The organism is Enterococcus termitis (assembly GCF_001730305.1).
Taxonomy (GTDB): domain Bacteria; phylum Bacillota; class Bacilli; order Lactobacillales; family Enterococcaceae; genus Enterococcus_L; species Enterococcus_L termitis.
The window spans coordinates 66,136-88,015 of the sequence record NZ_MIJY01000004.1; the positions used below are offsets into that span (position 1 = coordinate 66,136).

Annotated in this window: 17 protein-coding genes and 1 riboswitch; of the genes, 8 read left to right on the forward strand and 9 right to left on the reverse strand. The window is 37.9% G+C overall.

Features of this window, described 5'->3' with window-relative positions:
• The first annotated feature begins 44 nt into the window (after positions 1-44).
• From BCR25_RS04580 to truA, 4 genes are read left to right on the forward strand one after another with little or no spacing between them, the layout of a single operon-like run.
• Entirely contained in the window at positions 45-884 is an 840-nt protein-coding gene (locus BCR25_RS04580) for an energy-coupling factor ABC transporter ATP-binding protein (protein WP_069662438.1), read from the forward strand.
• The gene (locus BCR25_RS04585; protein WP_069662439.1) at positions 860-1,726 is read left to right on the forward strand and encodes an energy-coupling factor ABC transporter ATP-binding protein; all 867 of its coding nucleotides are present in this window, start codon (positions 860-862) and stop codon (positions 1,724-1,726) included. Before BCR25_RS04580 ends, BCR25_RS04585 begins: the two co-directional genes overlap by 25 nt.
• Positions 1,723-2,520, forward strand: a complete 798-nt coding sequence (locus BCR25_RS04590; protein WP_069662440.1) for an energy-coupling factor transporter transmembrane component T family protein — start codon at positions 1,723-1,725, stop codon at positions 2,518-2,520. The genes BCR25_RS04585 and BCR25_RS04590 overlap by 4 nt, the downstream gene beginning before the upstream one ends.
• Before the next feature lie 20 nt (positions 2,521-2,540).
• Complete coding sequence (truA, locus tag BCR25_RS04595) at positions 2,541-3,287, forward strand: tRNA pseudouridine(38-40) synthase TruA (protein ID WP_069662441.1); 747 nt, start codon at positions 2,541-2,543, stop codon at positions 3,285-3,287.
• A gap of 166 nt (positions 3,288-3,453) precedes the next feature.
• Here the strand turns inward: truA and BCR25_RS04600 are convergent, their stop codons facing one another.
• The 5 genes from BCR25_RS04600 to BCR25_RS04620 form a co-directional block, all read right to left on the reverse strand.
• Positions 3,454-4,962: a helix-turn-helix domain-containing protein gene (locus BCR25_RS04600; protein ID WP_069662442.1), complete on the reverse strand. Its 1,509-nt coding sequence runs from the start codon at positions 4,960-4,962 to the stop codon at positions 3,454-3,456.
• A 260-nt stretch (positions 4,963-5,222) separates the two neighbouring features.
• Positions 5,223-6,581 (reverse strand): branched-chain amino acid transport system II carrier protein, encoded by a 1,359-nt coding sequence (gene brnQ / locus BCR25_RS04605; protein WP_069662443.1) that lies wholly within the window; start codon positions 6,579-6,581, stop codon positions 5,223-5,225.
• 116 nt (positions 6,582-6,697) lie between these two features.
• Positions 6,698-7,186, reverse strand: coding sequence for a GNAT family N-acetyltransferase (locus BCR25_RS04610; protein ID WP_069662444.1), 489 nt, complete (start codon positions 7,184-7,186; stop codon positions 6,698-6,700).
• A gap of 25 nt (positions 7,187-7,211) precedes the next feature.
• Positions 7,212-7,526, reverse strand: coding sequence for a MazG nucleotide pyrophosphohydrolase domain-containing protein (locus BCR25_RS04615; protein WP_069662445.1), 315 nt, complete (start codon positions 7,524-7,526; stop codon positions 7,212-7,214).
• A gap of 103 nt (positions 7,527-7,629) precedes the next feature.
• A complete protein-coding gene (locus BCR25_RS04620; RefSeq protein WP_069662446.1) occupies positions 7,630-9,990 on the reverse strand; it encodes an ABC transporter ATP-binding protein/permease in 2,361 nt (786 codons plus the stop codon).
• A gap of 134 nt (positions 9,991-10,124) precedes the next feature.
• Between BCR25_RS04620 and BCR25_RS04625 the strand changes: the two genes are divergently transcribed.
• The 4 genes from BCR25_RS04625 to BCR25_RS04640 all read left to right on the forward strand — a co-directional run bounded on the left by BCR25_RS04625 (position 10,125) and on the right by BCR25_RS04640 (position 13,189).
• Positions 10,125-10,805, forward strand: coding sequence for a response regulator transcription factor (locus BCR25_RS04625; protein WP_069662447.1), 681 nt, complete (start codon positions 10,125-10,127; stop codon positions 10,803-10,805).
• Positions 10,792-11,826, forward strand: a complete 1,035-nt coding sequence (locus BCR25_RS04630) for a HAMP domain-containing sensor histidine kinase (RefSeq protein ID WP_069662448.1) — start codon at positions 10,792-10,794, stop codon at positions 11,824-11,826. The genes BCR25_RS04625 and BCR25_RS04630 overlap by 14 nt, the downstream gene beginning before the upstream one ends.
• Positions 11,827-11,926: 100 nt before the next feature.
• Positions 11,927-12,556, forward strand: a complete 630-nt coding sequence (locus BCR25_RS04635) for a histidine phosphatase family protein (protein WP_069662449.1) — start codon at positions 11,927-11,929, stop codon at positions 12,554-12,556.
• A gap of 66 nt (positions 12,557-12,622) precedes the next feature.
• Positions 12,623-13,189 carry an LOG family protein gene (locus tag BCR25_RS04640; RefSeq protein WP_069662450.1) on the forward strand — a complete coding sequence of 189 codons (567 nt, stop codon included), beginning with the start codon at positions 12,623-12,625 and terminating at the stop codon, positions 13,187-13,189.
• A gap of 107 nt (positions 13,190-13,296) precedes the next feature.
• Here BCR25_RS04640 and BCR25_RS04645 read toward each other — a convergent pair whose 3' ends face one another.
• The 4 genes from BCR25_RS04645 to BCR25_RS04660 form a co-directional block, all read right to left on the reverse strand.
• Positions 13,297-16,053, reverse strand: coding sequence for a SpaA isopeptide-forming pilin-related protein (locus tag BCR25_RS04645; protein WP_069662451.1), 2,757 nt, complete (start codon positions 16,051-16,053; stop codon positions 13,297-13,299).
• A gap of 300 nt (positions 16,054-16,353) precedes the next feature.
• Positions 16,354-18,456, reverse strand: a complete 2,103-nt coding sequence (locus tag BCR25_RS04650) for a 5'-nucleotidase C-terminal domain-containing protein (protein ID WP_069662452.1) — start codon at positions 18,454-18,456, stop codon at positions 16,354-16,356.
• Between the two features lie 435 nt (positions 18,457-18,891).
• The gene (locus BCR25_RS04655; RefSeq protein WP_069662453.1) at positions 18,892-19,635 is read right to left on the reverse strand and encodes an amino acid ABC transporter ATP-binding protein; all 744 of its coding nucleotides are present in this window, start codon (positions 19,633-19,635) and stop codon (positions 18,892-18,894) included.
• Positions 19,636-19,679: 44 nt separating this feature from the next.
• The gene (locus tag BCR25_RS04660) at positions 19,680-21,200 is read right to left on the reverse strand and encodes an ABC transporter permease subunit (RefSeq protein ID WP_245792237.1); all 1,521 of its coding nucleotides are present in this window, start codon (positions 21,198-21,200) and stop codon (positions 19,680-19,682) included.
• A gap of 241 nt (positions 21,201-21,441) precedes the next feature.
• Positions 21,442-21,613: riboswitch (Lysine riboswitch) on the reverse strand.
• Positions 21,614-21,880: the final 267 nt, after the last annotated feature.

Below are 21,880 nucleotides of genomic sequence, written 5' to 3' on the forward strand. Positions count from 1 at the left end.
TTTTTGTTAGTGTTAGTAAGACTAAATAATCGAGGGAGTACGCGATGCAACCGATAATTGAATTAAAAAATATCAAGTTTAGCTATCAGCCCGAAGATGCCTCTCCCGCTTTGAACGATGTATCTTTTTCCATCCAACAAGGTGAGTGGATAGCAATTATTGGGCATAATGGCTCAGGAAAATCAACGTTGGCTAAAACGATCAATGGATTATTGCTACCGGAAGCTGGTAGTATTTCTGTTGGCGGAAAAGTATTAAACGAAGAGAATGTGTGGGAGATCAGACGAATGGTTGGAATGGTTTTTCAAAATCCAGATAATCAATTTGTTGGATCGACTGTAGAAGACGATGTGGCATTTGGCTTGGAGAATCAAGGAATTCCTCGTGAAGAAATGCTTGTTAGAGTGAAAGATGCATTAGAGAAGGTACGGATGGATTCATTTGCGACACGTGAGCCTGCACGACTGTCTGGTGGACAAAAACAACGAGTGGCGATTGCTGGTGTTGTAGCGCTGCGCCCGGACATTATTATTTTAGATGAGGCCACAAGTATGCTGGACCCGGAAGGTAGAGAAGAAGTAATCTCGACAATCAAAAAAATCAAAGAAGAAAGCAATTTGACTGTGATCTCGATCACACATGATATTGACGAAGCGGCAAATGCGAATAAGATATTAGTCATGAAACAAGGAGAATTGGTGAAAGAAGGCACACCTGCCGAAATTTTTTCTGCTGGGACAGAATTAGTGCAAATGGGGCTGGATCTACCATTTCCAGAAAAATTAAAAATTGCTTTAAAAGAACGTGGGATTGTTGTGCCTGATGAATATTTGACCGAAGAAAGGATGGTGGATTGGTTATGGACATCCGTTTTGAACAAGTAGATTTTACGTACCAGCCGAATACACCATTTGAACAACGGGCTTTATTCGATTTGAATTTAACGATAGAAGATGGTTCGTATACGGCGATCGTTGGACATACAGGAAGCGGCAAATCGACATTGCTTCAGCACTTAAATGCGTTAGTTAAACCGACAAAGGGAAAAGTGATGATCGGTGATCGAACAATCATTCCTGAAACCAATAATAAAAATTTAAAACCGATTCGAAAAAAAGTTGGTATCGTTTTTCAGTTTCCAGAAGCTCAATTATTTGAAGAAACAGTTGAAAAAGATATTGCTTTTGGACCTAAAAATTTCGGTATTACGGATGAAGAAGGGAAACGTTTGGCCAAAGAGATGTTGAATCTTGTTGGTCTTGATGATAGCTATTTAGAGCGTTCACCGTTTGAATTATCTGGAGGACAGATGCGCCGAGTTGCTATTGCCGGTGCTTTAGCAATGGAGCCAGAAGTTTTAGTTTTAGATGAGCCTACAGCAGGACTAGATCCACAAGGGCGCAAGGAAATGATGGAGATGTTCCAACAACTTCATGAACAGCGTGGAATGACGATCGTCTTAGTGACTCATTTAATGGACGATGTGGCTAATTATGCTAATCATGTGATCGTGCTGGAAAAGGGGAGAATCGTTAAAGCTGGAACACCGCAAGTCGTTTTTTCAGATATCGATTGGTTGAAGGAAAAGCAGCTGGGAGTACCAACAGCCGCAGACTTTGCTGAAAAGCTGATAGCTAAGGGAATGTCATTTGAACAATTGCCTTTAACAGCTGAAGCATTAGCAGATGATTTATTAAAGGACTTAAAGGCAGGTGTTGACCTGTGATGAATAAATTGATTTTTGGGCGATATATTCCGGGAGAATCGTTTATCCACACGATGGACCCACGAGCAAAGCTGATTGCTAGTTTTTATTTCATTGGCATTATATTCTTGGCAAATAACTGGCAGACATACGCTGTTTTAGCTCTATTTACGTTATTTGCGATTTTTTTATCGAAAGTCAATATTCGTTTCTTTATTCGCGGAATCAAACCGCTGATTTGGTTGATACTCTTTACTGTTGCATTGCAGATGCTGTTTACCCAAGGTGGAGAAGTCTATTTCAAGTGGGGGATTTTCACGATCACGGAATTTGGTGTAATCAATGGCTTGTTTATTTTTTGCCGATTTGTGTTGATTATCTTTATGTCTACCTTATTGACATTAACTACACCGCCTCTTGATTTATCAGATGCAATCGAGTATCTGCTGCGCCCGTTGAAAGTGATTCGTTTTCCTGTACATGAAGTATCATTGATGCTGTCGATCGCGTTGCGTTTTGTACCGACCTTGATGGATGAGACAGAAAAAATCATGAACGCGCAACGTGCTAGAGGGGTGGATTTCGGTGAAGGAAACTTGATTCAAAAAATGAAGGCAGTTGTTCCTTTACTGATTCCCTTGTTTGTCAGCAGTTTTAACCGAGCTGAGGATCTAGCGACTGCCATGGAAGCTAGAGGATACCAAGGCGGAGATGGACGGACAAAATACCGGATCTTACATTGGCATTTAAAAGATACTATTGTGATGCTGGCATTTGTGATCCTGACGGTTGTCTTGATTTTTATAAGAAGTTAGAAGTAAAGGTGGAAAAAGAAATGCCGCGTTATAAAGCAGTGATTGCTTATGATGGAACAAATTTTAATGGTTTTCAAGTTCAACCAGATAAACGAACGGTTCAAGGAGAATTTGAAAACACGTTACGAAAAATCAATAATGGCAAAACGATCACTATTTTTGGTTCAGGCCGAACAGATGCAGGCGTTCACGCTGAAGGACAAGTGATTCATTTTGATTATAGCCAAACGAGAGACTTAGAAAAAATGCGTTATGCATTAGATACACAAACGCCAAAGGATATTGCAGTAAAAAGTGTAGAGATTGTACAAGAGGATTTTCATGCTCGTTACCATGTGGTTGAAAAAACGTACTGTTTCCGTGTGGATATCGGTAAACCAAGAAGTCCGTTTAAACGATTTTATGCCACTCATTTTCCTTATCCAATCGATACAGCTAAGATTCAGCGAGCATTGCCTGATTTATTGGGAACTCATGATTTTACCTCGTTTTGTGCATCAGGTACAGAAATCGAGGATAAGGTTCGAACGATTTATGAGGCGAAGCTTGAGGTAAATGATGCAGAAAATGAATTGATTTTTACCTTTCGCGGAGATGGTTTTTTATACAAGATGATTCGAATTTTAGTAGGTACGTTACTTAAAATGGGTGCGGGGCGGATCGATGAAACAACGATCCCTCAGATTCTTGCTGCTAAAGACCGGAAGTTTGCTGGTCCAACGGCAAATCCGGAAGGCTTATACTTAGTTGAAGTAAAATATGAATAAACGAAAATCAGGTCGGATACTTCATTCGTACTCCAAATGTCAAGGATATGAATAAATGAAGCCTGCGACAAATAGAACAAAAACCGCACAATGCATTGTGCGGTTTTTGTTAAGTTAACAAGAAACACCATAAGTAGTAGCTTTTAAAATATATTGAAAGCATTGTTTAATCTTGTACGATATTTTTCTTCTCAAAAAGTTTCTGTAGGACTCGATACAAATCAGATAATTCGTCTTCCTTATACGATAGATCCCAAAAATAGAGCGGCAGATCAGGCGTTTTTCTCCTAGGCAGTAAGGAAGAGCTGATGACTAGATCGTATTCATCGTTCATTTCTTCTTTATATGGTGCAGCATCAACAAAGCCTAGATCATTTAAGAATTGATAAATTCTACTGACAAGAAGAAAACTGTGCTCAAAGGCAACTCCGACTTTCAAATGTTCAGAATACTTCGGCTTATCATAAATAGGCAATAAAACATTTTTAAATGAATGGACAAGCGGTTTTTTGATTGTATAGATGAACTTGCGACCAGTGTGCTGCGCTTGCTCATCAAAAAATTGTTGAATCTTTGTTTCTAAAAATTTATTTGCTTTACTTCGAGTTTTAGGTGCTTCAACAAGTCTTTCTAAACTAGGGAATGGCTGACGCAACGCATAAAAAGTAAACATGACATTCAGCAAATTACCGACAATGATTGGATTATCAAGGGATTCGGTATCTTCAATAAATATATTGGATTTGGCATATTCTAAAAATTCTTGAACCAACTCATACACTAGATTTGGTCGAGTCGTAAAATCATGAAGCGTTTGAAACAATGAAGGATCATCATCCAGCGTATAAAAAGGTGCGTAGTGAGCGAGGAAAAATATAAAGCTACTTTCCCCCTTGCTGTGTTCTTCTGAAAGAGCTTGTGCTGGTCCTAATTCTTTATTCAAACGTTCGAAGTCATAATAGGGATTATCCATCATCAGAAAATCATAACAATCATCATAAGGAACGAAAAATTTCTTGCGGGTCCGGCAAAGAAAAATCGCAGCAAAATACGTTAATTCCTTTGCGCCAAGATACGTTCTCGATAACGGAAAATACTCAGCAAACGCTAACGCTAATCGTTCTGCATCTTCAAAAGCGACACTTTCAAAAGGCCAGGAAGTTCCTCTAGTTCCTAACCAAAGGGCATTGAAAAGGGCTACTCTAACAGAGCGCTCATCACCAATTAGATTTGCTTCAGTATAACCAAAACGTAAATTAAATTGTTTGACATGCTTCTTTAAAGGCAGCATCTTTCTGGAAACGGTGGATCGACTAACAAAATAACGTTCACAGAAATCATCTACACTAGGCGTTTCATGGTTTAAAAGATACAAAATAAATTGAAAAGGTACAGATTTTTTTAGTAAGAAATAGCGATATTCATCAATGGTGACAAGCAATTTAGTGCTATCGATCTTGCCTGCTTTCTTCAAAATTGAAGGATGTGTTTTCATTATTTTTTTTAAATCATTATTAATGTCGTTTAATATTATAAATGTTTGTTGATAATTTAAAGATTTTTCTTCGGATAATTGTGTAATTGATAGATCAGATTGATTGATCTGTGTGATTCGTTTGAACAAGTTAAACTTGGTTAATACTCCAGAATCCATCATCAATTGTTCGTAAAGCATGTTCATCACTTCCTTGCCCCTATTCTACTGTATTTATAGTGAACTTGTCAGCTAAGACGATAAGATGAAAACAGTTAGTGATGCATCTTTAACAAAAAGCTGAGCTTCTATAGAAGATTGAACAAAAGATTAAAATTACTGAACATTATTTCTTAATAAGAAAGCTAAAATAAATCTATTTGGTAAATAAGCATCTATAAAAAAGAAGCATACGCCCAAACGAATAAAAAATTTGAGCATATACCTCGAAAATACGAAAGCTATTCTGTTGCAGTCAGAAAATCTTTTTTAAATGTTATCCAAATAATCCCGATAATAAAACCGATAAATGCTGGAACGACCCAGCCCATCCCGATGGTGAATAGTGGAAGATACGCTTTGGCTGTATCTAAAATAGCCGCTACAAAACCAATATTTTTAAAAGAATCAGGGGTACTATTCAAGGCATCAAGTAAAGCCGCAAGTACTGTGACATACGTCGTCATCTGATACACTTCTGTACGATGACGAAATACGGGACTGATAATGACCAGAATAATCAAGGTCATCGCTAAAGGATAAATGAACATCAATACAGGAATTGAGAATTGAATAATATTTGTTAAACCAACATTTGCAAATAAACAGGGCAAAATACTCGCTGCTGCAATATAAAAGGAATAAGAACCCTTTGGAAAAAGTTCACTAAAGGTTTCAGAGCAGGCAGTAATCAAGCCAATTGCTGTTTTCAAACAAGCTAAGATAACAATGAAGGCAAGAAGAATACTGCCAAGATTGCCTAAATAATGGTTAGCGATTTGTGCCAAAGCGATCCCGCCGTTTTCACTAAGCGGATAGCCTCCTAAGCTCATTGTTCCCATGTAAGAAAGCAACGTGTAAATAATCCCCATTAAAATAATACTGACAGCACCAGACTTGATCGTATCTTTCGCAATGTCATTTGGCTTTTCAACACCCATTCCTTTAATCGTTGAAACAATGATGATTCCAAAAGCTAAAGAAGCTAGCGCATCTAACGTATTATAGCCTTCTGTGAAGCCTTTGAAGAAAGGATTGTCTGTGTAGGCGCTCCCGACAGGCGCAGATGAAACAGTTCCTAACGGTTTCAAAAAGGCCAATAGAAGCAAAATTGCCAATAAAAATAAGAATAATGGATTTAAAAACTTACCTACATAATCTAATAGTTTTGATGGTTTACGCGAAAACGCCCAAGCGATTAAAAAGAAAACGACTGAAAAAAGTGCTAAAAATAGCTTTTGCTGTCCATCAGAAATAAAAGGAACCAAACCAATCTCAAAAGATGTAGTTGCTAGTCGAGGCAACGCGAAAAAGGGTCCGATCGTCATATATAATAGCACAGTGAAAGCCACTGCGTAACGCCTATTGACACGCCCAGCTAAATCAAAGACGCCGTTGCTTTTTGAAATACCAATTGCAATAACACCTAAAAAAGGCAGTCCAATCCCAGTAACTAAAAAGCCCAGATTAGCTAAAAAGATACTTGATCCTGCTTCTTGCCCCATATGAACAGGGAAAATCAAATTTCCAGCTCCGAAAAACAAGCCAAACAGCATGGACCCAACATAAAGGTACTCACGCCATGATAATTTCTTTGTCACACTTTCACACTCCTTAAATTTTGTTCTTAATAAAAATAACAGAATAAGAAGAGTACAGCAAGTGAATCTAAAGAAATGCTTTAAAATAGCGGTAGCAAAATGAGAAAATGCTGTGATCAATCGATAAAAAATGCAAATTGATAATCGTCACAAAACTGTCCATTGATGAAAAATTCATCTTTGAAAAAACCTTCTTGAATAAAGCCATTTTTTCGATAGAATTGAATCGCTTTTGTATTCGCTCCCATGACTCGCAGGGATAATTTATGGATGTGCTGCTCCTTTGCAGCTTGTTTTAAGTAATCTAACAATTTTTTACCGATTCCTAAAGACTGACTTTGCGGATGAACACCGATACCAAGCATCCATTGTTTTTTATGGGAAAGCAGAGGTGTGGGATAATGAACATCAACGAAACCATGGACTTTTTGCTCATCTGCCGCAACAAAGATTACTCGGTCAGCAACTTTTTCTTGGTATTCCTCAACGGATGCATAGTGATGTACCACAGGTGAGTTTTCATTGGTCCAAATAAGATGTTCTATTTCAAGTAATGAGGGAAAATCTGCTTCTTTAATAGGTCGAATAACGATGTCTTTTTCCATATCGAACCTTCCTTTATTCTATGATTTATTTAAAACGCTCTTCTAATTTTTTCTTATGAGAAGCTAGAATGTCTTCTAAACGAATATCATACTTGTCTGCTAAGATAAATAAATTATCTAGCACATCTCCCAGTTCCTCAGTTAATTCTTGGATATGCTCTTCTGATGTTTTTTCAGTTTCATCAGGTCGATCTCGCCCAATTTCTAATGCGCGGACAGCACGAGCAACTTCGCCTGTTTCTTCAGCTAAAAAGCTGACACGAACAAACGGATCCAGTGCATACCAACCCCGTTTTTTATAAAAGTCACTAATCCATTGCTGATAAATTTTAATTTCCATATTAAACCTCCATTTGTTTCTATGGTAGCATACCATAAGCAGAAAATGAAAAGAAGAAAACACCTTCGCTTAACAAAATCGCTAAGCAAGGTGTTTGGTCAACTTATTCAGATCGTAACGCTTCTACCGGATCTTTTTTCGCAGCCATTTTTGCTGGAATCGATCCGCCGATCAACGTCAAAATGATACTGATCACTACTAACAGCAATGCGTGGAGTGGGTTTAACTGTGCAACATTTGTTAGACTAGTCATATTTTCAATGACTTGATTGACAGGGAACGTCAACGCGTAAGCAATGATGATTCCCAAGAAGCCAGAGCAGGCGCCGATAATCAAGGTTTCAGCGTTGAACACGCGCGTGATATCTTTCTTTCTAGCACCTAAAGCTCGTAAAACACCAATTTCTTTTGTCCGTTCCAAAACAGAAATATAAGTGATGATTCCAACCATGATCAATGAAACAACCAATGAAATCGAAGCAAAAGCAATCAAAACAAGAGTAATCCCGTCCATGATCCCACCGGTCATTTCAGTAACTGTACTGGCTAAATCAGTATAAACGATCTTGTCTTTATTTTCTTTTCCATCATTGTATTCGTCTAGATAGTCCACGATCTTATCTTTTGTTTCAAAGTCTTTCGGATAAATGTAAACCATCATCGGTGAAGCATCGCCGCCAAGATAGGCAAGTAGACTTTGTTTTGCATCAGCGTCTAAATTTTCCATCGTCATGACATTCATATCGGCATCTTTTTGTGCTTTAACAATATCAGAATCCTTTTCTCTGGCAATGATGTCTTCGACAAGGTTGTCACTATAGGCAATACCTTGCCCCAACATTGCAACTTGTACATCTTCTTTTTGACGTACAACTGCTGAGATTTTTAAGCTCATTTCTGAAGTATCGTACATTTCAGCATAATTGTTTTTAGGAACAAAATTGCCTAGATTGGTTTTTTCATAGTATTGATCGTTGTCGATCAGCTTTAATTCAGTTCCTACGATATCATTGAATTTGATTTTGTCGATGTTTTCTATATCAAAGCCAAGATTTTTCATAGTATTTTCATCGATACGATTTTTATTATCAACGACAAGGACCATTTCCGTATCTGATTTAGGATAGTCGCCAGCTAAAACATCGTAGTATTTTTCAAGATAAGTCTCTTTTTCATCTTTAAATGCAGCTGGATAAGAAGCTAAACCAACGCCGTTCATACTGGTCATACCAGCCCCTGCATTGCTGCTTTGACTGTTGCCAGTTCCGTTCATACCGGCAGAAACAGAAACTGGTACAACGTCGTTATCTGTTTTACGAAGCAAATTCATCCCAACGACGCGTGTAAAACCGATACTGCGTACCCAATCTGAATCAATGTCATTTAAGTAATCTAAATAGTTCTGATTAATGTCATTTTTGTGGGTAACACTGCTTTCTTCCGGATTATATAAGTAAACTTCATCTGATTTAACGAATTCCTTTTTATTGAGTGGACCTTGGGCGCGCAGTTCGTTTAGTGACTCTTCATCCATATTAACAGCTTGCTGAGAGATGATCACTGGAAATTCTGCTAAGGCATCACTTTGAAAGGCATCGATCTGCTTTTGAAAGCCATTGGATAAACTTAAAATCAAGGCGATACCAATGATTCCGATACTTGCTGCAAAAGCGGTCAGACCTGTGCGCCATTTTTTAGTAGCAATATTTTTTCCAGAAAGCTTTAATGCCGTAAAGAAGCTCATGCTGGTTTTTTTCAGTTGATAATGGCTACTGTCCTCGGCCTCTGAATAGGGATTTGAATCATGTAAAACATGTCCATCTCTAAAATTAACGATTCGATCTGCATATTGTTCTGCAAGTTCTGGGTTATGAGTCACCATGATCACTAATTTGTCGTCGGCGATTTCTTTGATCAAGTCCATGATCTGTTCACTTGTAGTTGTATCTAAAGCACCAGTTGGTTCATCTGCTAGAATAATATCCGGATCATTCGCAAGGGCACGAGCGATCGCTACCCGCTGCATTTGACCGCCGGATAACTGGTTCGGTTTTTTATGCAGATGCTCTTTTAAACCAACTCTTTCCAATACTTCAACTGCACGTTTCTTTTTCTCATCAGAAGAAACGCCGCTAAGCGTCATACCCATTTCGACATTATCTAAAATACTTAGATGGGTAATCAGGTTATAGCTTTGAAAGACAAAACCAACGCTATTATTTCGATAGGCATCCCAGTCACCATCTTTAAAATTGGTGGTGGATTTCCCATTGATGATCAGATCTCCGCTGTCATATTGATCCAGACCGCCGATGATATTCAATAAGGTTGTCTTACCAGAGCCGCTTTGTCCAAGAATCGCAACAAATTCGTTTTCTCTAAAATTGATATTGACTCCATCCAAGGCAACTTGAGTAAACTCTCCAGTAGTATAGCTTTTTTTTACATTTTTTACTTGTAACATGAACGTTTCTCCCTCCCATTTCACTTTAGTGTATCAAAGGAATATGTACTCAATATGAACAAATGAAAAGCTTCCAAAGTACTTCTGATTTATGCTATAGTTTAATGACAAAAAGAAATGAAAGAAGCTAAAAAATGATGACGATCTTAGTTGTAGAAGATGATAATAATATACGAAAATTACTGGTGACGATTTTACATCAAAGCGGTTATCGAACGTTACAAGCTCAAAATGGAATTGAAGCGCTACAGATGTTAAAAGAGCACACAATCGATCTGCTCGTATTGGACGTGATGATGCCTCAAATAGATGGCTATCAAACTGCTGAAGAAATTCGGAAAATCAACACACAGCTGCCGATTATTATGGTCACTGCCAAAGGCTTACCGGTTGATCGCCGAAAAGGATTTATTTCTGGAACGGATGATTATTTGGTCAAACCGATTGATGAAGAAGAGTTTTTGTTGCGAATCAAAGCCTTATTGAGACGAACACAGAACGCAGTAGAAGCGAAGCTTCATCTGGGGGATACGGTGTTGGATATGGATAGTTTATCTATTCGATCAGAGCAGCAGTATTTAGAGCTGCCCAAAAAAGAGTTTCAGTTATTATACAAGTTATTGTCTTATCCCAATAAAATTTTTACTCGGCAGCAATTGTTGGATGATATCTGGGGGATCGATAGTGTGGCAGAAGAACGGACGATCGATGTTCATATCAAACGTTTACGAGAAAAAACAACTGAAAATAAAGATTTCTCTCTCGTAACAATCAGAGGACTTGGCTATAAGGCGGTGAAGCATGAGAAGAACTAAATCCCTTAAAATTCAGTTTGTCTGGACGATTTTTTTGATTTTAGTCTCAACAGGTTTTATATCTGGGGCGATGTTGCTCTTGCTAATGAAACTCGGCTTGATCGATTCATTGTCCGGTTACCCAATAGTACGCTTAGTCATCACGCTGTTTTCGTGTGTAATTATTGGAACGATCATTTCAATGGTTGTTAGTAAACGGATTTTGAAGCCGATCAATGATCTTGTTGAAGGAACCAAAGAAATAGCAAAAGGTAATTTCGATATTCAGGTGGAGAATGCTGCGATGAACAACGAATTGAGTGCTTTGATTGATAGCTTTAATATGATGGCTTCAGAATTAAAAAATGTTGATATGGTCCACAATGATTTTATCACTAATTTTTCCCATGAGTTTAACACGCCGATGGTTTCGATCCGAGGATTTGCCAAGCAACTTGATAAACCTGGTTTATCTGACATACAAAGGCAAGAAAGTATTGCAATCATTTTAGAGGAAACAGAGCGGTTAAGCCATTTATCTGCGAATATTTTGTTGTTATCAAAGCTAGAGAATCAACAACAGCTTACTTTGAAAAAAACCTCCTTTTATTTAGATGAACAATTACGAATGTGTTTATTACTTTTGCAGCGGTTATGGGAAGAAAAGAATATTGAGTGGTCATTGGAATTGACTCATCTATTGATCGTTGCCGATGAAGAATTATTGACACAGCTCTGGCTGAATCTAATAAAAAATGCGATAAAATACTCTCATCATAGTGGAACGATTTCAATCAGTTGCTATATGTTCGGTAGTGATGTCAAAGTGATTGTTCAAGATAAAGGAATAGGCATGTCTGATTATGAGCGAAGCCACGTGTTTGAAAAATTTTATCAAGGAGATGCGTCTCATCAAACGATGGGAAATGGCTTGGGACTAACGATCGCTGCTCGGATCGTTCAGCTTCATAATGGCAAGATCAATGTGAAATCTAAGGAACAGGAAGGCGCGACCTTTATTACGATTTTACCTACCGCATAGAATAATTTAATAGAAGTAAGGGTCTTAGATTGGAAAGTATCTGACTATGAAACATTTATAGTATGATGAAGAAGTAGCATGGAAAGATGGAGGAGAAAGCATGACAACTTTTTATTTGGTAAGACATGGAAAAACAGAACTTAATTTAAGCTTGCGGTTTCAAGGTGGAGAGATCGATTCACCATTATTGCCGATTGGAATCGAACAGGCGATTCAAGCTGGTCGCTATCTAAGCGATGTCCGCTTTGATGCTGTCGCCGTTAGTACGCAAAAACGGGCAATGGATACGGCAAATTATATTTTAAAAGAAAATAATCACCTAGACGGCTTGACCGTTCGTTATCAAGATAAACTCAGAGAAATCAAATTTGGCAAACGTGAAGGAGCAGAAATCGATCATACGGATGAACAGACAGCCTATTTACGTCAACGGCCAGATTTGTATGATCCGACCGCTTTTGGTGGTGAAACGATCGATTCTTTGGTTAGCCGTTCGACAGAAACAATTGAAAAGCTCAGTGAAGAATTTCCTGAAGGAACGATTCTGATCGTGGCACACGGTGTTTTACTGATTACGCTGATCAATTCACTGATAGGAAAAGAAAAGGCCAAGTGGCGCGAAGGTGGACCATTAGCTAATACCAGTGTGACGATTGTTGAAAAAGCAGATGACTATAAGCTAATAAGCTTTAATGACATCTCCTATCAAACAACAACAGAAGAAGCTTAAAGTAGTAGATATAATCAAAAAATAGATGAGCAAATGCGCTGATTCGATTGGAGCGGGAATGAAAGTATGAAAAAGATGGCTGTTTATTGCGGGGCTAGTGTGGGAAATGATCCTGTGTATCAAGAAAGTGCGAAACAATTAGGACAATGGATGGGAAAACAGGGCTATGATCTTGTATACGGCGGCGGTAAAGTCGGATTGATGGGGATTTTAGCTGATGAGGTGCTTACTGCCGGCAGAGAAGCGATTGGTGTAATGCCAACCTTTTTATTAGAGCGCGAGCTGGCGCATCAAAACCTTAGTAAGATGCATATTGTCCATGATATGCATGAACGTAAACGAAAGATGATCGATTTAGCAGATTGTTATTTGGCTTTGCCGGGAGGTCCAGGTACGTTAGAGGAGATTTCTGAAGTTGTATCGTGGGGCAGAGTGGGCGAGCATCAAAACCCATGTATTTTTTTCAACATGAATGGGTATTATGATCTGTTGCTTGAATTCTTTGATAAAATGGTCGATGAAGGCTTTTTGACCAAAGCTGATCGAGAGAAAATTTTCTTTTCAAGTGATCTGGAAGCAATCGGGCAATTTATTGAGCAGTATACACCACCTGTTATTCGTTCGTATAAATAAGAAAAAAAGATTCTCACGTATACCGCTATCAGCAGTGTACGTGAGAATCCTTTTTATTTTTTAGTATAAATATGAAGTGACAGCTCTTGAATAGGCTCGACAATTTTTTAAAGGCTGCTGCGTTTATTTTTATAATATAAAATGCTTACGACAAAAATAAGGAGTACACCAACGATCAGCAGCCAGGATTGAACATGCTCTCCAGCTTTAGGGATTTGTCCAGTCGTTGTTGGTTTGTTTTTACTAGACACAGTTGTTTGCTTATTCCCGCTAGAAGAAGTTGATGTTGAATTGTTTTCACTAGAACTTGATGATTGCTCTGTTATTTTCTTATTGACAACTTTATGGGACCAGTTTGTTGGATTTGTTACAACAAATTCGCCATCTGAATTTTGCTCAATTGTTAATTGAATTGGATCAATCGCTTGGTAACCTGCTAAGGGCTCGATTTCAACCAATTGATAGTTCCCTTCTCTTAATTGAGGAAACGTAACTAGACCTGCTTCGTTTGAAATTTGTTCTTCACCAATCTGCTTCCCTTGTTCATCTAAAAGCTTAAATCGAACCCCATTTAACGGCTGGTCGTGTTCATCTACTTTTGTAAAGGTTAGATCAGTAGAACTGAGCGTATTCGTTAGGGTTATTTTATTATCTGTTACTTGAGTTGCTGATGTATAGTTTGGATCGATCGCGGTTTCTTCTGCTGAATAAATAAAGTTTTCTCCCTGATTATTGAAGGCAGCTAAAGAAACTGGGGTTGTTTCTCCTTCTGGAATGATCGAATCAAGAACCATTTGCCATTGATTACTTGCTTGTTCTGGAGCAGCCAATTGAATGATTTGACTCTTCTGCCATGCAGAACTGGTAACTGTTGTCCGTTTTAAGACAAAAGAGATAGAATCTGGTCGTAACCCAAAACTGTTGTTATTATCCACCCAATTTTTTTCAATCGTTACTTGTGTTCCAGGTGCTTTAACAGAAGGAATCGGAAAGTCTAATAAGACACCTGTATTGATTGGGTCCAGGGTTGTTCTGCCATTGGCTAAATACCAGTATTCCGGAATAAAGTTAGTGGATTCCGTATCAATTCTGATTTGATAGGTCATCGTTAAACGTTCATCTGTGCCAAGATATAACCCAGTCAGAGATAGCTGATTATTTTCTTCGCTGACACTCACTTTTTCTAAAAGCTCAGGCGAATCGATCCAGTTACCAGAAGCATCTTTTTTATATCCTTTTAAGGAATAGTCAGCAGTTGTAAGCTCTGATCCGCTTTTTTGTAAAAGAATTTGTTCCCCCATTGGGTCGTGGATCGTTCCATTTGTAATTGTTCGGTCCACTTTTGTTGCGACATTTCCTAAGGCCTCACCTAGTTGAGCTAAATCAGCATCAATTGGCACGTATTTAGCTTCACTGCTGGCAATGTTTTTATCTACATATTCTCCTCGACCACTAGGCGCTACACCTATAGAATACAGGTCGTAATTTTTCAATTTTAAGTCAACGGCAGTTCCTAATGTTAAATTAGCAATATCTTTAGGCGTTGTTAAAGTAGCATTGTCAGGATCTTCTTCTGCTGTTGTAGAACTGCTTGTAAAGTAAGAAGGTGAATTGTCAGCAAAGTCACGATAATAAGTCGCTGCGTCAAAACCATTATAAGGGGTGATATTACCACCATTTGCGTATTCTGTTGCGTCTATTTCTGGATGATACGCGCGATTGGCACTACCATCTCCAATATGAACAATGATTTGTTTTTGTACATTTGGTGTTGATGACGTTTTAAATAAATTTTCAGCAGCTATCAAGCCTTTTTGAATAAAGGTTCCAGAGTGGCTTTTGCTGGTATCTTCTAAAAAGTCGATCAATGTTTCTTTATCAGATGTAAACGGCTGTGTATACGCTTCACGATTATATGCGATGATCCCTACATGAACTTTTTGAGTATCCAGCGCGTGATCGATCTGATCTAAAAATTCTTTTATACCCGCAATAGTATTTTCTAATTTTTGCCCCTTCATGGTAGAAGAATAATCGATGACTAAAACTAGATCGATCGGGTTAGGGTATTCATTCCCTTTAACATCTAAAGTAACATCGAATAAACCTTGTTTGCCAGCCACTTCTTTTACTGTTTTTTTTACATAAGCTTCGTCGGCATAATTCACATAATTTTCATCATCGAAGGAAGCCTCTGTTGTGCTACCATAGGCATAATTTAGGGTGTTTTTTCCACTTTGACCTTGGTCGTTATTTGTAAGATAGTTTCCTGAACCATCTGTATTATAGCTAAAGTCGATTGTTTCAGGTTGAGGGAAGGCCAAGTAAGGAATCGGCGTATCAGTTTTGGGCTGAACGAGCGATTCTGATTCATTCTGTGTAACCGACTCTTCGGTTTGGAGAGTCCGTGTTGGCAATAAGATTTTTTTAGAGAAATTACTACTGCTTACAGTCAAAAATGTGTTCGGTAAAATTGTTTCTGAAGGGGCAGATAATGAAAGTGAAAAGTCTCCTTGATAGCTGGGAGAGATGTCTAATTGTAGTTTATTATTTGTAAGTATAGCTGAACCAATCGTTTGAGTATTTGGATCTTTTATTATGAGAGCATCATTATCAGGCAACGTTAGATCATCTGAAACTGTAATGATTTGGTTAGAAACATCTCCTACCGTTTTTGAAAAGATTAAATGAGTATCAAGCTGATTAGTCGTTTCATCAATAGTAGCATGGACATCTTTTAATTCAACTTCGGTTTCTTGTCCATCGATTTCTTGAGCGAAAGCGAAGAAAGGTGTAAATAATTGTAAGAGTATAAATAAAAATGTACCAATAAATGTAAATGATTTGAAATAGTTCTTTCTCATGATAAACTCCTTACTGTATCTGTCATAGAATCCCGTATAATCATTGTATAAGGATTCCACAAAGAAGTAAAAAAATAAGGATTGCTAATATATCTTTTTTAGACAAATCTTCATGGCTATCTAAAAAATACAGAATAAAGCAGCTAATTCATTTTATTGGCGCTATCCCAGTCCTGTAGATATACTCTTTTGACCAAATAAAAAAGCGTAGAAAAATTTTTCTACGCTTTAATCTATTCCATTTAAGTTTAAGAAGTTATTTTGCCAGTATCAGTGGCAAAAAGTGAAGCTGTTTTTTGTTTATTTTTTAATAAATGGTGTTCGGTTTTTAACAGGAAGTGCGGTATTTTTTGGTACGATTTTGATTTGGATGGCTTCCAATCGTTTAGAAAAGCCTTGTGTACCAGATGACTGCTCATTTTTTGCCCAGCCTAACCAGCCATAATCTTGGCTGTGCACACGATAATGAATATCGTAATAGCTGGAAAGAGCACCACTCAATCGAATTTGAATAGCTTCTAACCGCTTGGATTTCCCTGTTGTTCCACTTAATGCATTATTTTCTCTCCAAGATTGCCAGCCGTAGTCCAGAATATGGGTTTTGTATTGGATACTTCCAGCAATCGAAGAATTTAGCTTAATTTGAATAGCTTCTAGCCGTTTAGACTTACCCGTCGTTCCACTGGATTTGCCAGTGGTAACGTAAGATTGCCAACCGTAGTCCTGGACATGAGTTCGGTAACTAAAATCGGTTGCTGGCTTGAAGGGTGTGTAGTTTTTTCTTTTATCTATTTTAGCATTGATCGGTAGCTTTGCATCCTTTTGATCTTTAAGATATTGGATAAAAGCATCGGTATCATTCGCTTGTAAACTATCTAAAAGCTTTCCTTGATTAAATATTGGAGCAAAAACAGCGCTTGTATAAACGTATTCATTCACAACAACGGTAACAGTTTGATTGGCAGCTATGTTGGTTTTATTTTTTCGCATAAGTTTGGTCAGGATATACGGCTGATTTGTTCCATAATAATTTGTATATTGGTACGAAATCCCGCCAATTTGAAGAGGATTTTTTTGGTTATTTTGATATTGCTTATTTAAAATCTCTGTCAATTGCTTTCCGGAGAGTTGGACAACATACAACGAGTTGCCAAATGGCTGGACACGATGTGCTGCACCGTAGCTGATCGATTTATCAGAGCCAACTGCAAGGTCTGCTCGTAAACTACCAGAATTGATCAAAGCACCATCCACAGAAAAGCCTTCTTTAGAAGCAATAGCTACCTGTGCATCAGCAACCAAATTCCCTAGAGCCGATTCTTTCCATTGATTATCTTTCTTTGAGATGGTTGAACGAGAGGCAGCGTAGCTGATTGTTTGACTAGCTAAGCCGTCGATTCGCTGATCTGCGTCTATTGTAATAGCTTCAACTGTAAGATCTTTTGGAAAAGATTTATTTACTAGTTTAACGTTTGCTTGGGGCGTGCTGCTGAAATCATTGGTTTGTGGATCGATAACCCCTGTGATTGCACTAAACGCCTGGCCGCTGGATAGACTTTGAACGATTCTCGTTTTTCCTCTAACCGTATTGATGTTTTTGTGACTGTGACCATCAATAAAAACATCTACACTATGGTCTGGAGCGATCCTATTCAGCTGATCCATGATTGCCTCGCCATTGCCAGTATGTGCAAGGACAACGATTGCATTAACGCCTAAGCTTTGCAATTCATGACTGTAGGTAGCAATGGTTTCTGCTTCATCTAAGAAAGAGTAAGCATCGTAGTATTTTTTTGAAACCAGATTTGGAATAGTCTTGGTAACAATACCTATAAAGCCGATAGAAACTTTTTGCTGCTCAACTATCATTTCTTTGACGGCATATGGCTTCCAATTATGTGGAATTGACTGATCAGCCTTTTGACGAACATTGGCGATCAAGATTTGTTGAGTACTTGCTTCTCTAGGATAGTGTTCAGTTTCGCTATTAAAAATCCCTGTTTCAGGAGCCGTACCTGTAATGATTCGGTTGAATTCGTCTAGCCCTTCATCAAATTCGTGATTACCTAAGGTTCCATACTCAAATAGCATTCGATTCATAGCTTTGATAGTGGGCTCGTCTTGAAGCAAGCTTGAATTGACAGGACTACTGCCGACCATATCACCAGCTTGTACTCTTATAGATGAACCATGTGGTTGTTTCTCTTTAAATAATTCCGTTTCCTGATTTAGATTGCTCGAAAGAAAAGCAGCATCGGATAAAGCACCATGAAAGTCATTGATGCCTAAAATTTGTATTGGTAACGCAGAAGGCGCTTCTTCTGCTAATGTGACGTTGGGGGCAACGATGATAGTGAAAAAACAAGCGAGGAAACACAACCAGATTTTTTTCTTTTTATTCATTAATAACATCTCCTTGGCAGTAATATAACATACGTTTTTTAATTTTACTACTGTATTAAAGGAAATTTTAGGGATAAAAAATGAGATAGAATTGAATGATTTTAATTTAGAGACGGATTTTCTTTTAACGATCGTTTCTTATGATAGAAATTGACGCTTGAAAAATCAAATGCTTAATCCTTTTTATCTTGAAATGAGTGATTAAATAAGATTTTTTTGGCTTTTTAGCAGAGCTAGCTAGAGGATAATAATGTATTTTTACTCCGTTTTAATAGAGTTGTTGCTATAGAATATTTTATTCCGTTTTTATGCAGAATAGCTTATTTGACCTTATGATTTTACCTGCAGTAGAAAGAGAATAAATGACAAAAAAAACGCAAAAAAGAAATATAGAATTTCTTTTTGCGTTTTTTGATAAGCAATCAGTAGAGAGAGCTATTGATTTTGCGATAGAATACGGTGTAAAAATTCTTTCGTCCGTTCTTCTTTTGGGTGAACGAAAATGTCTTCAGCTGTTCCTTCTTCTGCAATAACACCTTTATCCATGAAAATGACACGGTCAGAAACTTCCTTAGCAAAAGCCATTTCGTGTGTCACAATGATCATCGTTAGTCCTGTATGAGCGAGATCTTTCATTGTTTTAAGCACTTCGCCAACCATTTCTGGATCGAGAGCTGATGTTGGTTCATCAAACAGCATTACATCAGGGTTCATGGATAAAGCACGAGCAATGGCGATCCGTTGTTTTTGACCGCCGGAAAGTTGTGCTGGTTTAGCATCGATAAAACGACTCATGCCCACTTTTTCAAGATTTTCCATCGCAATTTTCCGTGCTTCTTCTTTGCTGCGTTTTAGTACAGTGATTTGACCTGTTGTACAGTTTTCTAAAACATTCATATTGTTGAATAAGTTGAAGGATTGGAAAACCATGCCTAAGTGTGTTCGATATTTTGGTAAATTATAGCCGCGTTCTAGGACATTTTCACCATTATAGATGATCTTGCCTCCTGTGGGTTTCTCTAACAAATTGATACAGCGTAACAGAGTTGATTTACCAGAACCGGACGAGCCGATGATCGTTACAACTTCTCCTTTGTTTACTGTCACATTGATATCTTTTAAGACTTCATTTTCACCGAAACTTTTTCGTAAATGTTCGACTTCAATAATAGCGCTCATTATATATTCCTCCTAAATTTTCCAGTCAAGCCTGACTTGAACAACTAGCTTTCTTTGATATTTTCTACCTCTTCAAGTTTTACATAGGCAGAGGGACCATCCATTTTTTTCTCAACAAAACGTAATAAACGTGTAATTGCATACGTCATGATCAAGTACATGATACCAACGATCGTAAATGTTTGGAAGAACTGGAAGTTTGCTCCGGAAGCAGAATTTCCCTGGAAGAATAGATCTGCTACACCGATAACACTTAAAACAGCTGTATCTTTGATATTGATAACAAATTCATTCCCTGTTGCTGGTAAAATATTGCGCAGCACTTGAGGAATAACAACTTTGCGCATCGTTTGGCCGTGCGTCATACCGATTGCTTGTGCTGCTTCAAACTGTCCGTTATCAACTGCAAAAATCCCTCCACGAACAATCTCAGACATATAAGCACCAGTATTGATGGAAACAATAAACAAAGCAGCAATCGTTCGATCTAAAGAAATCCCGAAGGCTAACGCTAGTCCATAAAAGATGACCATTGCCTGTACCATCATCGGTGTACCACGGAAAACTTCTATATATATAGAAAGCAATGCATTTCCAATTTTTTGTAAGACGCGGAGAATTGGATTTTCAGATTCTGGAATTGTTCGAACAACCCCAATCAACAACCCTAATGATGTACCCACAACAGTTCCGATTAATGCGATAAATAAGGTTAAGCCTGCGCCGCGTAAAAACATACTGCCATATTGGCTCCAGATGGTTTTAAAATCTGACCAAATACCTGTTTTTTCGCTGTCACTTGCTTCAGCAGCTGGTTGATCTTTGACTGCTTGGTCCATGATGTCTGTTCGTTCATCAGAAGAAATGCCGGAAAGGATTTGATTGACTTTGGTGATTTCAGGATCTTGTTTACGCATACCGACGGCAATTTGGACATCCTCAGCATTGGTTTGGAAGCCATTTTCTTTTGAAAATTCAAGCATTTCTAAGTCTTTATTTACACTTGTTGCAGTTACTCCTTCAGGTCGTTCACTGACATAGCCATCGATCATACCGGAAGCCAAAGCTGTTCTCATTGCTGAAAAGTTATCCATCGCTTGTTGCTTATTTACTCCGGGAATTTGATCGACCACACTATAATGGAAGGTATTCAGCTGAGCAGTGATTTTAGCGCCGCTTAAATCTTTCAGACTTTGTGCATCGGCGTAGGCTCCTTTTTTCTGAACTACGACGACTAGTTGAGATTCATAATAAGGATCTGTAAAATCGATTTCTTTTCGACGTTCAGCAGTCGGACTCATTCCGGCAATAATAGCATCGATTTTGCCTGATTGCAGTGCAGGAGCTAGACCATCCCATTTTGTTTGAACAATCACTAATTTTTTATCTAACCCATCTGCAATTTTTTTTGCGATTTGGACATCGTAACCGCCAGCAAACGAAGAGTTTCCTTGAATTGGAACAGCACCGTTTGCATCTGTTTTTTGTGACCAGTTAAATGGAGCATAGCCAGCCTCCATCCCAACGCGGAATTCGCCGTTTGCCTCTCCTTGGGCATGTGACATTACTGGTGCAAGGAAAAAGCTTAGTATAAGTGCTAAAAATAGCCCCAGTGAAAATGATTTTTTGTTCATGTAATTCTTCCTTTCTGTTACCATGATGTATTTTTCTTGTCTTCATTTCAAGTTGAAAAGTAAGGGAAGAACAGCAATTGCACTTTAGTTAGGCAAAAAGTATGTTCTCGATCAAAACAAAAAAGACGACCCTGCAAATGCACGGTCGCCTACTATCGTCAGGTACTCTCAACAAAAACATAGCGCAACTTAGCATCACTACTAAGACAGTCCGTAAGTTATTCGCTTACGTCCCAACATATAACAGGGAGGCTGTTATACATTTCGGCGATTTTTCCTAGACTTGCTTCGACGTGTCCTCTCACTCCACAAGCTTAATAAAAAACGCAACCTCTACCTCAATTTGAGGCACTATTAAATTATCAGATTCAAGTTTAAAGTGTACGTTATTTTAATAAAAAAGTCAATATTTAGACAAATGGCTAATAATCCATTGTCAAGCTTACTTTATAGAGAAGTACAAATAAGGTAGGAAAAAATGACTAGTAGTTTGTGTTTGATGTGTGCTATTCATTTATTAAATAGTAGTTTTAAAAAAATATTTTCTATTTTTATCGAAATAAATATGTTTTTTGAAAAAAATAGGTGTATTTTTTTTGTATACTTATTAG